Source organism: Marinobacter shunpengi (assembly GCF_045449695.1).
GTDB lineage: Bacteria > Pseudomonadota > Gammaproteobacteria > Pseudomonadales > Oleiphilaceae > Marinobacter.
The window spans coordinates 104,166-117,598 of the sequence record NZ_JBJJKZ010000018.1; the positions used below are offsets into that span (position 1 = coordinate 104,166).

A 13,433-nucleotide genomic window follows, 5' to 3' on the forward strand; every position below is an offset into this window, starting at 1 on the left:
TTGACATATAATAGATTTTTCTTATTTTTCTCGAGGCGGCCAGGTCAGTTCCAGGCACTCACCGTCTGTATCAAATATAGATAATATTCATGGGCGATCCAGACAAGGTAACCAAAGAAGCTGCCCATTTCAATCCCTCATGCTGTGAGATAGGGAATATATGCCTAGATATCCGGGAAGTCTTTGTCTGACGGAGAGGAGAAAAGTGGCCTGAAATAGACGATTTTGGCCGAAAATCGTTCGATATGTTGAGTTTGAAGGCGAGTCTAATCCCCGATAGCGACCAGCAAGGTGTAAAGTAGAGAAACAGTCGTTATGTCACGGTGGGTCGTCGACGGTCCAAGTGATCGCGGCCGTTGCCCTGGTAATGTGTTTCGCCTCGGTGGCTCTCGCCAGCCATTCGTCGGCACTTACCCCCAGTCGTGGGAGGATGGGAGGCTGATGGTCCGGAATGCTCCCTCGCATATCCGGCTTTACGATCCGGTCGGTATATTCCGCCAGTTCCAAGTAGTCGTTGAGACTGAACAAGATGTCCCGTTGCGGCTCGTCCCTGATATCCCTTTCGAAATTGAGTAGTAATTTGAGGGCCAGAAGGAATTGTTTGAGGATGGCTCACATGGAGGCAGTTTTCACTTTTTCTGGATACGTGATCAGACTTTTTGGTTATTGGCCGTCATTGTTTTTGGTGGCGTTTCTGCCTTTGTACATTTTGGGGGGGGTATGTTGGCGTAGTAAGGTTAATGTTTCTGGCTCCAAAGTGGGTTTTTTGTGCTTCATTGTTTCTTTTTTTCTGTTTATGTTCTTGGTCTTCGTACTTTCTGTAACGACTATTGTTTTGCGTGGCTGGGGCTGATTTTTTGTCAAAATAGATAGGGTTCATCCTGAATTCAGGTAAGTATACAGTGACAGTATTCACCTGACACATGTCCCCAGTTGGGAAAGCCCCGTTGGTTGTTCGATGGAACGCTGGAAGGCGCTCGGTGTGACTAACCCCCGATTCACTGGCAAACTGGCACTGACTGTACACTGACCTTTCACCCAAAAGACAGCAAGATGCCAACCGTACTACCATGCCATTTGCGACTATCATTCCCACTGATTGCTGTCCTTCTACTAGCAGCCTGCGACACGGCACAACTGCTCCCCCCCGATGCCCAGCTCCCCGACGGCAGCACCTACACGGGCGATATTGAAGAGGGCCGTTTCCACGGTGAGGGCGTCCAGGAATTCAACAGCGGCATGGTGTACCGCGGGGAGTTCAGGAACGGGTACTGGCATGGTCAGGGTGTGCTGGAATCCCCGGCGGGTTGGCGTTACGAGGGTCGCTTCAGGGAAGGCCTGATGTCGGGCCAGGGTGTGCTTGAGGATGCGCACAGCCGCTATGAGGGCGGCTTCCGGAAGGATGACTTCCACGGTCATGGTCGTTATGAAGTCGGCAACAGCGTTTACGTGGCGGAGTTTGCCAATGGCAGCCCCGTAAAGGGCATGCATATCGACGAGTACGGGACCTACCAGGGGGAATTCCGCGACTGGTATTACCACGGCGAGGGAACTTACTACTATTCCGGGGAATCGGCGGAACTGGGCAGCCTCTCGGGTATCTGGGAAGAGGGTGAGTTTGTCGGAGGGGATGAATACATCCCCGAAGCGCCGGTTCCGGAGGAACCCGCAGAAGCGCTCACCGAAACCATTCTTGCCGAGGACCGCCAGCGCCTGGACCAACAGATCGACAACCTGGCACCGGAGCGTCCGGGGGTGACGGACGCCTACTTCCTTGCCGTGGGCGGTGACGGCACCGAGTCCGTTTTCATGCGCGACATCAAGGTGGCCAGGAAAGGCGTGCAGACGCTGTTCGATACTGAGAATCGCGCCATCATGCTGCTCAACCACCGGGATTACGAGTCCCTTCCCCTGGCAACCAGGCCCTCCATTGCAACGGCATTGGAAGCCCTGGATCAGCACATGAACCCGGAGGAAGACCTGCTGGTCATCCACCTGGTCAGCCATGGCGGAAGCGACGGGCAACTGGTGCTGCGGCAACCCGGTATCGATCTTCCTGACCTGACCCCCGAGGATTTTGCGGCGATGCTGGAACCCCTGGAAGCCCGCCGAAAGCTGCTGGTGGTGTCGGCCTGCTATTCCGGCCACTGGGTGGATCAGCTCAAGGACAGCAACACGTTGATCATGACCTCCGCCCGGAAAGACCGCACATCGTTCGGGTGCGGCGATGACTCGAAGATGACCTGGTTCACCAAGGCGGTGTACCGAAGCGTGGGACTGTCACTCACCGACCCGGACGCCATGTTCGACCAGATCAGCAAGCAGATCCGGGTGTGGGAGAAAGAGATCGGTATGGAGGAGGATGACTGGTCCTATCCCCAGTACCATCTGGGTGACGACCTGCGGCAATGGTTGGGTAGTGTTGCCCCCGTGGCTGGTGAGTGACGGCCCACGGTAGCCCGGACTATCTCTGCCGGGGCAGTCACGACGCATGGGGCTGGCCCCGGTTTCGGAAAGGCGTTAGATCGGTCGGTGGTGGTCTACAGAAACAGGGATGTTTACACCCCGTTACCGGTCCGTTTCATTCGACAGTCCAGGTCGCGAAAGAGGGGGCCTTCCCCCTCAGCGACACTCCGCGGGCAACGCTCCTGTGTCCACATTCTGCCCATAGCAAAGCCAGCTAATCTGCCCCTGTTCGTCCACCTGTGGCTCCATCACCAGGTACTCTCCTTCGCCGTACACATCGTTGCCCATCCAGACGCCAATCATGCCGCCATCGTAAAGATCAATGTCGTAACTGAGCTCGTGGTTGGCGATGGTGACGTCCGGGTAGCCCAGGTTTTCCAGGGACGCCGGCCATTCCTGGTTTTCAATGGCGTAATCCGTCACCTCCTGCTGAAGCGGGTAAGCTTCAAAATAGGCTGCGCGAAGCCGGATCGATGAGTCGGTGGTATCCGCCTCCGCCCCGGCCATATCCATGTCGGAATATGCCCCATAACCCGATGTCATGGCGGCGCGCTGCTGGTAATCCTTGTATGCCGGAATGGCGATCGCCGCCAGGATACCGATGATGGCAATAACGACGAAGATCGAGGCGATACCGCCACCGACTCCAGTTCTGGGAATAAACAGGGCCAGTAGCCACGCCAGCCCGTGACGGGACGGATGGGATACTTTCTCGCCACGGTGCAGGGCGAGTGCCGTGGCCATGCGTTTGGTGAGCCAGGGGTAGTCGCCAGTCAGTTCATGGAACGACATCCAGAACCCGCTGGTGATCCTGGTCTGCTCGAGATAAGCACTCACATTGATGGTTTTCCAGCGTGAGTCACCCGCAGCAATGGCAGCAAGAGCCGCTTTCACGTCATCTTCAGCCTCGCAGCAGGCGGTGCCGTAACGGTCACAGGTATACTCTTCCGCCCGTCGCAGTGCCGGCCCCAGCAGTGGCAGGATGGAGGCGGGCATGAGTAAAGGCTTCCACAACAGATGATTGCGGTGGATGTGTCCCAGCTCGTGGCCGATGTAGAAGTCGATAGCGTCTGGATGATCTTCCAGGGCGTCCACCACATCCGTGAACAGGACCACAAAGCTGCGCCCAAGGAACCGCGTGGCCAGCGCATTGAAGAAGTCAGTCCGGAGCAGGTAGGCATCGGGCACCTCTTTCAGTCCTACCCGCTCACAGCTCTTGACCAGTTTGGCGTGCAGGTCCGGATATTGTTCGGGGGTTATTTTCACCCCCGACCCCTTCAGGTGAGAAATAAAGGCAGAGTGGGCGAACAGGAAGATGACGTAGGCAAGCAGGACATAGATAAGGAAGATGCCCAGGGTGCCCAGCACCAGAGCCAGCCAGAAGAGCCCGGAGATAAGGGCAGCAATCACGAATAACGGTTTTTCGTTCTTGTAGACCAGATCCATATGGTAATGATTCCTTGAGAATGCATTAAAAAGAGCGAAATGACCTATGGCCATTGCAGGTTGGGCAAAAAGATTGCCCAAAATTAATTAATCTGTCCAGAGAGGTATGGGCAAACGTGCAGCAGTTCTCAAATTGGCAGTCGTTTCCAGAGTGGCTTTCCGGGTGCGGGCTGGCCCGCTAACCTATCGCTTTTCAGAGAGGCGGATACCGAACTAGGGCAAATATTCGTGAACCGCATCTCGCATCAGCAGGCTACGCTGGTAGCGGTAGCCGGACTTGTCGCCACATTCGCACTGGCGTTGCAGGTGGGCCTTGTAGTCTTCGGGACTCAGGTCGATGGCGTCAAGCTCCGCCAGCAAACGTTCGGTATCCCGGGTAGGTGGTTCGCGGGTCAGGCCTCCATGGCTTTCCTCACGGTGCACCATCAGTAACTGGGCCAGGTAATCTGCTTTCTCCTTGTCGTAATAATAGCGGTAGTCTTCGCCTTCATTGGACTCCAGGGTGGTAATGGCAGCCTCCAGGTCGGCCCTGGCACTGGTATGGTCGCTGAGCTTGAAGTGTGCCCAGGCGCGTCGTTCCGACAGGTCGGGTTCCATGTCCGGTTGGTCGCGGAGTTCGTCCGCCAGTGCCAGGGCCCTGTTGTACTCACCAAGGTCAAGGTGCAGGTCGATGAGCTGGTTGGCGGAAGTCCGCAGGAGGTAAGGGCGGGAGAATTCGTCCATGCTCCTGGCTACTGACATGCTCTCCCGAAGGCGACCGATGGCCGCAGTGTGATTCTCCAGTTCGGAGTACACCCTGGCCTGATGATTCAGGTTGTAAACCAGGCTGTAGCCGTTGTCCTCCGCGGCCAGTTGCCTCCAGAGTGCTTCGGCTTCCTTGAGATATGCCAACGCCTGTTCTGGCGCATCGTCTGTTTCTGCGATGCTGGCCAGCTGGTCCAGCGCTTCGGCGTGGCCGTCAATGGCCTCAACCGTTGACTCGTTGAGCTGATAGAGCTCCACGGCCCGCTGCAGATCGTTGATGGCGTCTTTCCGTAGCTGCTCAAGGGCTTCCGTATCGTCGCCTGCCAGTTCCTCGTCGTAGTAGTGGGCGATCTCCGCCGACAGGTGCAGGTTCCGGGCCATTGACAGCGACTCCGACAGACCCAGTCTGGCCAGCAATTCCCGGGACTCGTCCAGATACTCCCGCGCTTTCTGGAAGCGATCCATGTAATAGGCGTCCCGGGCAGCGGAGTACAGTACCTGGGCCCGCGTTGCATCGTCCTCTGTCTCGGCGAGGCGAGCTTCCCAGTCTACGGTCTCGTAGTCATTGAACGGCCAGTCCACAATGCCGTGATAGGCGGCGGCTACCGGTGTTCCCAGCAGGAAGAGCAGGTACAGGGCAAGCCCGATAACGCTGTCCCGCAGTGTTGGTGTGGGCTCCTTGAGTCGCTTGCTCAACCCTCTGGCAAGCTGGAAGCGGCCATGGAAGGGCAGGATGGTCCGCGTGGCCTCGAAGCCCTGATAGATGGCATGCAGGGAAGGTGCCTCTCCGGTCTTCTGCCCATCCCGGGCACCACGCCGGATATGGGCGAGTACCTGTGCTTCCCGGTACTGGTGAACCAGGCCGAACGCCAGCAGTATGCCGATACCGGCCAGTAATGGCTCGGACAGCCACCAGGCCAGCCCGAAGAAGGCCAGCATACTGGTCCCGCCAAAGGCGGCCTGGAGTCCGGGCCAGCGCTGGAATATCAGGAGGTTGGCCACCTGGCCGCCGTCAAGGGGGTAGATGGGCAGCAGGTTGAAGAAGTTGATGAACAACAACATGAAAATCAGTGTGCTCATCCACTCCGGGCTCCACTCGGGGTAGGTGAGCCAGAGTGCAGCCCCAAGCAGGATGCCGGGCACCGGTCCCGCCAGGGCAATGAAGGTGCCCTGCAGGGGGGAGGCGCCCTCTTTCTCGCCCCGGGCAATGGCGCCAAGGAAGGGGATGAACAGCACCTGCAAACGCTGGAATCCACACAGCCGCATGGCCGCTATATGGCCCATTTCGTGGAAGAACAGGACCGCCACAAGGACGATCAGGGCGGTCAGGTCCAGCCGCATACCGAAGCTGATCATGAACAGCACCAGGGAAACCAGCAACAGGCCCAGCTTGTGGGAAGCGGGTGCGGGTTTGCGGGCCATATCCGCCTCGTTGTTCGCGTGGGCGATGACGGAAACCCGGGGATCGGGAAACATGGGCGTCTGAGGGTCGTTGTGTGTCGTGGCCTTTGCGAGTTTGCTTCCCGCCTTCTGCATGCGTCGGATGAGACGCCAGGCTCCCAGGTGGCTGAATCGGTAGCCGGCTTCCCGATTGCCCATGGTGAGGTCTCCACGGTGGCAGAGTTCGGTCGCCAGGCCGTCGAAGAACGCATGGCCATGCCGGCAGAATTCGCTGGCAGACACTTCCCTTGCGTTGGCTGCCTGACCGGAAACACGGTTCCGGTGGTAGTCCCAGAGTTCGTCCAGGGTATCCAGGTAAGGATCTTCCCACTGGTAGCCCTGGGGGGTTACGCCCAGGACATGGCGAATGCGGTTGGTGGTGTAGAGGATGTCACCGTTGACGGGGAAGTGGAGGAATTCCACGTTGAACTCATGGCCGGGTTCGGGCTGCGGGTGGATGGTGACTTCGCCGTAGCTACCGGTGTCGGGATGGAAAAGCACGAGACCGTGAAGGGTGCTATCCGGATGACTCATCGGCGGGTTGATCACCAGCCAGAAGCGGGGCTCGAACCCCAGTGCTTCCAGTTCGCGCGCTTTCTCCTCCACAAGGGATTTTTCGTTCCCGGGGACACGATGTGCATCGATGGGCGTGAAAACAGGGGCCTGCTTCCAGCGCATGCTTCGGATCTGGCGATAGGCGGCCACGAACATCGCTGCGAAGGCGATGGCCACCAGGAGTACGGCGATAACAACAATCTGCGTCATGGGCCCAGGCTTTCCCTGCTCTGCTTGGAATCAGACTGACATTAACGGATATTCATGATCAATTCTGCCAGCCATGACACATCAGCGGGAATGGATTCCGGATCCGGCCCGATTGTATCAGCCCGGTTGAGTGAAGGTGTTTATTCCGTCAGAACACCGGGTTATGACGCTGCCCGCAACGGGCCAGGTGGTTGGAGATGTCGCCCAGGCACTCGAAGAACTTGCGGGTATTGCCGGTTGAGCTCTGACAGTTACCGACCGTGATGTTGCCTGCCATGTCGTCAATCTGTTTCATGCCGTTGTTATATTGCTCCCGCGACATGTGGCCGGTATCCAGGTTGCGATGGCCGACGCTGCGCATGCTTTCGATCCATTCCTGCCCATTGGCCACCGAGGTTGAACAGTCCAGGCCGTCACCGGAAGCGGATACGGGCGAGGCGCTGCTGGCCCGGCTGGTGGTGCTGGAACCGGAGTGGCTGCGTACCCGCACCTCGCTGGACCTGCCATTGGTACAGGGCTTGTCGGAATAGGCGATGCGACCGTCACTCATCTCGCACTTGTACACCCCGGCGTGGGTGATGGACGACGCCATCAGCAGGACCGGGAGGGCCAGCAGGATCAGAATCCGTTGTATCATGAACAGTATCCTTACAGGGTCGGGTCAAACCACCGGGGCGACGAAGGTGATGGTTAGGGTGGAATAAAGTTTATCGGAGGCGGTGCCGGGGGCGGAGCCCTGAATTGTCAATTGATGTAAAAGCGGTCGGGTTGTGAACCGGGTTCACCTTTTTCGTTGCGGCTCGCCGGGGCGGGAGCCGGGCCCTGATAGTACCGGTCGGATGCATGGTGTAGCATTCGCTGTTACATTCAGGTAATCCAAAGGCCGTTGTTCCAGGGACGGGAGACCATGGAAAGGACATCCGGAAAATTGCTGGCCGCCAGCCTGGCCTTTGCCCTCTGGGGAGGCTGGGCACTGGTGGTCAACCGGGAAGCCGGCTGGCAGCCGGCACTGATTGCCTGCCTGGTGCAGGGCGCCATCAGTTTTGTCGTCACCCTGATCATGGCAGCTGCGGTGACCTGGCAGGTCCGGCGGTTTCGGACCCCGGTTGGCCGGGTGCTGGTGCCTCCTTTCCTGACCGTGTCGGTGACCGGGGCCTTTCTCTACCTTGCGCATACCCTTGGCCAGACCCCCGATGTCTGGCGGACCATCGTCCCACCGTCGACGGTGGCGTTCTGCTATTGCCTGTTTCTGAGTCTCCAGCTTCAGCGCCAGGCGTCCTTACCCTGAAAGTCACTCATATCCCGGAGTTGTAAGTAATGGATGATGTACAAGGCCAGAGAAGGCCGCTCAAGGTTCGACAGAAACAGTGGTCTGGCCAGTTCGCCCATTGGCTGGCGCAGCGTGAGATCTCCCCCAACCAGATTTCCCTGGGGAGTATCCTGTTTGCGCTGCTGGGGGCCGGCGCCTTCCTGGCCAGTGGCGTGCTGGATGGCGGATGGCGCTGGCTGTGCCTGCTGCTGGCGGCGGCGATGATCCAGGGCCGCCTGCTGTGCAACCTGTTCGATGGCATGGTGGCGGTCGAAGGGGGCAAGAGTACGCCCGCCGGCGAACTGTTCAACGATGTACCGGACCGGGTCAGTGACGCCCTGTTACTGGTGGCCCTGGGGTACTCACTGCCGGGGTTCGATTCCGCGCCCTGGCTGGGCTGGCTGGGGGCATTGCTGGCGGTGCTCACTGCCTACGTCCGGGTGCTGGGCAGCTCCCTCGGGGTGCCGGCGGATTTCCGGGGGCCCATGGCCAAGCAGCATCGAATGGCTCTGATGACCATTGCCTGTGTGGTATCCGTTTTTGACAGCACCTGGGCAGCGCCCGGTATGGCGCTCTGGCTGACGTTATGGGTGGTCGCGGTGGGGAGCGCTGTGACCTGTGGTAGACGTCTGATGGGTATCCATCACGCGCTCAGCCGGGGGGAGGCATAAACCATGGATCTGTCTTTCCTGTTGATTCTCTCGCTACCCGCCAGCATCCAGTACGCCATGCTGGCGGTATTCCTGCTGCTGGTCATTGGCTCGGTGGCGGAACGCCTGCTGGCGAGCCGTATGGCGGAGGAAGCTCACCGGGAGTTGCGCCAGCGTATCAACTCCTGGTGGATCATGGTCGGCGTGGTGTTCGTGGTGCTGATCATCGGCCGCGGGGCGTCGCTGGCGTTCTTCGCCGTACTGAGCTTCCTGGCGTTGCGGGAGTTCTTCTCCATCCTGCCGGTACGGCATACGGACCGCCGTGTGATCCTGGCCCTGTACCTGATGATCCCGGTTCAGTACTACTGGGTCGCCCTGGATTGGTACGGGGTGTTTATCATTTTTATCCCGGTTTACCTGTTCCTGTTCATTCCCTTTGCCCTGCTGATGCTGGGGGAAACCCGGGGCTTTATCCGGTCCGCCACCTCCTACCAGTGGGCGGTGATGACCACGGTGTTCGCCATCAGCCACATTGCCTACCTGCTGATCCTGCCCGGGGAGCGCAACCCGGCGGGCGGGCCCATCGGGCTGGTGCTCTACCTGCTGTTCCTGACCCAGTTCAACGACGTGGCCCAGTACCTTTGGGGCAAGACCCTGGGCAAGCGCAAGATCGTGCCGAAGATCAGCCCCAACAAGACCTGGGCCGGATTCCTGGGGGGCGTGGGCACCACCATGGTACTGGCGATGCTGCTGTCCACCTGGCTGACGCCGCTGTCCTGGTTCGAGGGACTGGGGGCCGGCCTGCTGATTGGCGTGGCGGGGTTCGTGGGCGACCTGACGGTGTCGGCCACCAAGCGGGACCTGGGCATCAAGGATACCGGCCAGTTGATTCCGGGTCATGGCGGCATCCTCGATCGCATCGACAGCCTGATGTACACGGCGCCGCTGTTCTTCCACTTCATCTACTACCTCAAGTACTGAAGGGGGCGTCATGTTTGGCAATAGCCTGAAAAAGCTGTTCTTCCTGCTGATCGTCAAGCCGGTGGTGTTCATCGGGCTGGGGCTCAACCTGTATAACCGTGAGCGGCTTCCCCGCTCCGGCCCGGCCATCATCGCGGCCAATCACAACAGCCACCTGGATACCATGGTGCTGATGGCGCTGTTTCCCATCCGCCAGTTGCCAAAGGTGCGACCGGTGGCGGCGGCCGACTATTTCCTGCGTAACCGGCTGCTGGCCTGGTTTGCCCTCCGGGTTATCGGCATTATTCCCCTGGATCGGCAGGGTGGTGCGTCAAAGGAGGAGCTGTTTGCCGAGTGCCAGGCCGCGCTGGACAACGGGGAGATCCTGCTGCTGTTTCCGGAGGGCAGTCGTGGTGATCCGGAGCAGATGCAGCCATTGCGCAAGGGGATCTATCACCTGGCCCGCAGTGTGACCGGCGTCAATGTGACCACGGTAGTGATGCACGGACTTGGCCGTGCCATGCCCAAGGGGGGCTCCATGATCGTGCCGTTCAACTGCGATGTCGTCGTGGGCGAGGCCCATGTGCCCGGTGACAGCGCTGATGCGTTCATGGACCAGCTCTCCCGGGCGTTTGATGAACAGTTGGCCCAGTGCCTTACCCGGCGGGTGGAGGAGTAGCCCGCTGCTGGCGATTCAGTCATCCTCTTTCTGTTGACCGCCATCGGGCTGGCCGGGATTCCAGGGCCCCGACGCGGTGCGGATGTGAATATCCCGCTGCGGGAAGGGAATCTCGATGCCCGCCTCCCGTAGTGACCGGGTAATGGCGGAATGCAGTTCGTGGGACAATGGCATGATGTCCAGCAGGTCCCGGACGAACGCCCGCACCTCGAAGTTCACACTGCTGTCGCCAAAGCCCACGCAGAAAACCGCCGGCGCCGGATTGTCCACCACCCGGTCGTTCTTCATGGCTGCGTCGTAGAGCAGGTCCCGTACCGTGTCCACATCCGAACCGTAGGCCACTCCCACGCGAATAATGACCCGGGTAATGGGGTCGGTGAGTGTCCAGTTGGTCAGGTCCTGGGTCACGAACGTCTTGTTGGGGATGATCTGCTCCTTGCGGTCCCAGTCCACCAGGGTGGTGGCGCGGATTCGTATGCGGGAGACGGTGCCGGTGGTGCCGCCAATGGACACGGTATCCCCCACCCGGATGGGGCGCTCGAACAGCAGGATGATGCCGGAAACGAAGTTGGCCACGATTTCCTGCAGGCCAAAGCCCAGGCCAACGCCGAGGGCCGCCACCAGCCATTGCAGCTTGGACCACTGCAGACCGATCACCGCCAGCGACGCGGCAATGCCGATGAACACGATGACGTAGGTAGCCATGGTGGTGATGGCGTAGCCCGCCCCGGGCTCCAGCTTGAGCCGGCTGAGAAGCATGACCTCCAGAGTGCCGGGAAGGTTGCGGGCGGCGAGCACTGTGCCGGCACCAAACAGAAAGCCCATCATCAGGTCACCGAGGGTGATGGGCAGCGGGTCGGCCCCTTCAACACCGGTCGTGATGGTCCACAGGGTAATGTTGTCGAATACCGCAAGGGCTGGTATGACATCGGCCCAGAATACCCACAGCACGGCTACCGCCAGGACAACGGCAAGAATCTTGAGCAGCGCCTTGCTTTGCTGGCTGATGTCCTTGAGGTCCATCTCTGGCATGTCCAGGGTCACCGGTATCCCCTCGCCGGAGGATCCCGCCGCCTCCCGGGTTTCCGCCAGCCGGCGTTCGGTAGCCCGCTGTTCCCGCAGGCGATCCAGGGTCAGCCGGCGTTCCCTGACCGCCAGCCCCCGCAGGGCCATATAGTAAAACAGCATGACGAAGGCCAGCCAGGAGATGCTGATAAACATCAGGCCTTCCAGTTCCAGCGCGGTGTAGTGATAGCCCCAGAATGACGCCAGTGCCAGCAGTATCGGCAGGCTGACGGCAAGGATATGTGCCCCTTTCAGCAGGCGGCGTTCGGGATGGTGGAGGCGCACCGACGACATCACACGGTGGGCGAACAGGGAAAGCGTGACCGAGGCAATGGCGAACAACAGGCGGCCAAGGCTGTCGTTGAAACTGGTCCCCTGGGGCGTATCCAGTGTTGCCATGATGATGATGACGGGAGCAAGGACCGCCAACAGTACCGGAATGTTGCGGCGGATGGCCCGCTGGGTGTCGGCATTCCAGCGGAAATGTCGCTCAGCCAGGCCGTCCCGGCGGGCCACGGAGTGAAGGGTCCGCAGCAGCAGGGTCACGAATGCCGCGCCGGTCAGGCCCGAGGCAAGGGCTGCAAAAAAGGCGTTACCCTCCTTCAGCAACAGTGCCAGAATGGACAGGAGGAGGACCCCCGGCAACGCCAGCAACACGCTGAAAAGGGCTGCGGCCATCGTGTAGCGTACTCTGTCCCGACCCACATTGCCCACGTACTGTCCGGAGTTGATCAGGGCCCGGACGATGCTCCTGCGCCGGGCCAGCAGCAGGGCCACGCCCAGTGTCAGCGCGAGGATGCGCAAGCCCCGTTCGGACACCGACCGCTCCAGGGCCTCCATGAGGTCGGGCCCCCGGAACCCGGAAAGGAACCAGGTAACGCTCTGATAAAGGCGGTCGAACATGTCGGGGCTGACCGGGTCGGCGCTGGGCAGCCAGAACAGCCGTTGCTGTAGCAGTTCCTGATAGGCGTAGAACCGGTCTTGCAGCTCGATGACGGTGTTGTAGTACTCATTGAGCGTTTCAATATGTTGGGTGACCGCCGAGTGGAGCTGAGCGATCAGGTCACTGCGTTTCTGCTTCATCCGGTTCCGACTGGTGGCTTCGGGGGACGTGATGGCGCCGTATTCCTCGAGGCGAAGTTGTTCCTCCCGCGCCGAGGAAAGCTGTTCGCTGATGCCCCGGGTCAGCCCTGCGGCAACGGTCTGGCTTTCCAGGCGGTCCAGGCGTTGGCGCAGCAGGCGGGCGTACTCCCCGGTCAGGTTGAGGCCGGCTTTCTCCAGGCGCAACTCGAAACTCTGGTATTCCTTGTTGAGGCGTTCCAGTTGGGACTCGGCATGAGCCAGCCGATGGTTCGTGGCCTCCAGCGCTGCCTGGCGTTTGTCGAGGGAGTCGCGCAACACCTGGATCTGCTGGCGGATATCGGCGGTCTCGGCGGCCTGGAGCTGGCTTTCAACGGGCTCTTCCTCGTAGTCTTCCAGGCTTGGCTGCACAGGGGTGGCGGAAGGCTTCGGTGGTGGTTCTTCGGCTTCCCCTTCATTAACGGAGGCCTCGCCAGTGGCCCCTTCTTCCTGGGCGACTTGTGATTCACCGGTTTCGCCGTTGTTCCCGGAGGTTTCCCCATCCGACTGCTTATCCTGACTCCCGGCCAGGTCGCGGACGCCGGGTGGCAACAGGTCGGTGACGGCGGCGGTCGCCGGTGCGGTGGTAAGCGTCGACACCAGTAAAAACAACATGATCAGGCAGTCGCGTGGGCGAGGGAAGGCCAGGTACGCTGTCATGGTCGCGGGAACGTCCTCTGTCTTTTCGGGAAGTCGTTGTTTGCCCTGGACAGCACGCGCCATCCACGACAGTTCCAGATAACCAGTGTAGCGTGATCAGGGTGTTGGTAAACGGTCGGGGAGTGGTGCC

General features: G+C 60.0%; 9 protein-coding genes. 5 read left to right on the top strand and 4 right to left on the bottom strand.

Annotated elements, in window-relative coordinates:
• Window positions 1–1,053 precede the first annotated feature (1,053 nt).
• Window positions 1,054–2,445: a C13 family peptidase gene (locus ACJO2E_RS16950; protein ID WP_406965407.1), complete on the top strand. Its 1,392-nt coding sequence runs from the start codon at window positions 1,054–1,056 to the stop codon at window positions 2,443–2,445.
• A 177-nt stretch (window positions 2,446–2,622) separates the two neighbouring features.
• Here ACJO2E_RS16950 and ACJO2E_RS16955 read toward each other — a convergent pair whose 3' ends face one another.
• The 3 genes from ACJO2E_RS16955 to ACJO2E_RS16965 form a co-directional block, all read right to left on the bottom strand.
• Complete coding sequence (locus ACJO2E_RS16955; RefSeq protein WP_406965408.1) at window positions 2,623–3,912, bottom strand: M48 family metallopeptidase; 1,290 nt, start codon at window positions 3,910–3,912, stop codon at window positions 2,623–2,625.
• A gap of 213 nt (window positions 3,913–4,125) precedes the next feature.
• Window positions 4,126–6,861 carry a site-2 protease family protein gene (locus tag ACJO2E_RS16960; protein WP_406965409.1) on the bottom strand — a complete coding sequence of 912 codons (2,736 nt, stop codon included), beginning with the start codon at window positions 6,859–6,861 and terminating at the stop codon, window positions 4,126–4,128.
• A 148-nt stretch (window positions 6,862–7,009) separates the two neighbouring features.
• Entirely contained in the window at window positions 7,010–7,498 is a 489-nt protein-coding gene (locus tag ACJO2E_RS16965) for a DUF4124 domain-containing protein (RefSeq protein ID WP_406965411.1), read from the bottom strand.
• Between the two features lie 270 nt (window positions 7,499–7,768).
• Between ACJO2E_RS16965 and ACJO2E_RS16970 the strand changes: the two genes are divergently transcribed.
• From ACJO2E_RS16970 to ACJO2E_RS16985, 4 genes are read left to right on the top strand one after another with little or no spacing between them, the layout of a single operon-like run.
• Complete coding sequence (locus ACJO2E_RS16970) at window positions 7,769–8,149, top strand: hypothetical protein (protein WP_406965412.1); 381 nt, start codon at window positions 7,769–7,771, stop codon at window positions 8,147–8,149.
• A 29-nt stretch (window positions 8,150–8,178) separates the two neighbouring features.
• The gene (locus ACJO2E_RS16975) at window positions 8,179–8,841 is read left to right on the top strand and encodes a CDP-alcohol phosphatidyltransferase family protein (protein WP_406965414.1); all 663 of its coding nucleotides are present in this window, start codon (window positions 8,179–8,181) and stop codon (window positions 8,839–8,841) included.
• Window positions 8,842–8,844: 3 nt separating this feature from the next.
• Window positions 8,845–9,801 carry a phosphatidate cytidylyltransferase gene (locus tag ACJO2E_RS16980; protein WP_406965415.1) on the top strand — a complete coding sequence of 319 codons (957 nt, stop codon included), beginning with the start codon at window positions 8,845–8,847 and terminating at the stop codon, window positions 9,799–9,801.
• Window positions 9,802–9,811: 10 nt separating this feature from the next.
• A complete protein-coding gene (locus ACJO2E_RS16985; protein ID WP_406965417.1) occupies window positions 9,812–10,459 on the top strand; it encodes a lysophospholipid acyltransferase family protein in 648 nt (215 codons plus the stop codon).
• Between the two features lie 15 nt (window positions 10,460–10,474).
• Here ACJO2E_RS16985 and ACJO2E_RS16990 read toward each other — a convergent pair whose 3' ends face one another.
• Window positions 10,475–13,303 carry a mechanosensitive ion channel domain-containing protein gene (locus tag ACJO2E_RS16990; protein WP_406965418.1) on the bottom strand — a complete coding sequence of 943 codons (2,829 nt, stop codon included), beginning with the start codon at window positions 13,301–13,303 and terminating at the stop codon, window positions 10,475–10,477.
• Window positions 13,304–13,433: the final 130 nt, after the last annotated feature.

What these genes read in the sequence shown, in the direction of transcription:
- ACJO2E_RS16950 (WP_406965407.1), top strand. Translation starts at nt 1,054, where the DNA reads ATGCCAACCGTACTACCATGCCATTTGCGACTATCATTCCCACTGATT.
- ACJO2E_RS16955 (WP_406965408.1), bottom strand. Translation starts at nt 3,912, where the DNA reads ATGGATCTGGTCTACAAGAACGAAAAACCGTTATTCGTGATTGCTGCC.
- ACJO2E_RS16960 (WP_406965409.1), bottom strand. Translation starts at nt 6,861, where the DNA reads ATGACGCAGATTGTTGTTATCGCCGTACTCCTGGTGGCCATCGCCTTC.
- ACJO2E_RS16965 (WP_406965411.1), bottom strand. Translation starts at nt 7,498, where the DNA reads ATGATACAACGGATTCTGATCCTGCTGGCCCTCCCGGTCCTGCTGATG.
- ACJO2E_RS16970 (WP_406965412.1), top strand. Translation starts at nt 7,769, where the DNA reads ATGGAAAGGACATCCGGAAAATTGCTGGCCGCCAGCCTGGCCTTTGCC.
- ACJO2E_RS16975 (WP_406965414.1), top strand. Translation starts at nt 8,179, where the DNA reads ATGGATGATGTACAAGGCCAGAGAAGGCCGCTCAAGGTTCGACAGAAA.
- ACJO2E_RS16980 (WP_406965415.1), top strand. Translation starts at nt 8,845, where the DNA reads ATGGATCTGTCTTTCCTGTTGATTCTCTCGCTACCCGCCAGCATCCAG.
- ACJO2E_RS16985 (WP_406965417.1), top strand. Translation starts at nt 9,812, where the DNA reads ATGTTTGGCAATAGCCTGAAAAAGCTGTTCTTCCTGCTGATCGTCAAG.
- ACJO2E_RS16990 (WP_406965418.1), bottom strand. Translation starts at nt 13,303, where the DNA reads ATGACAGCGTACCTGGCCTTCCCTCGCCCACGCGACTGCCTGATCATG.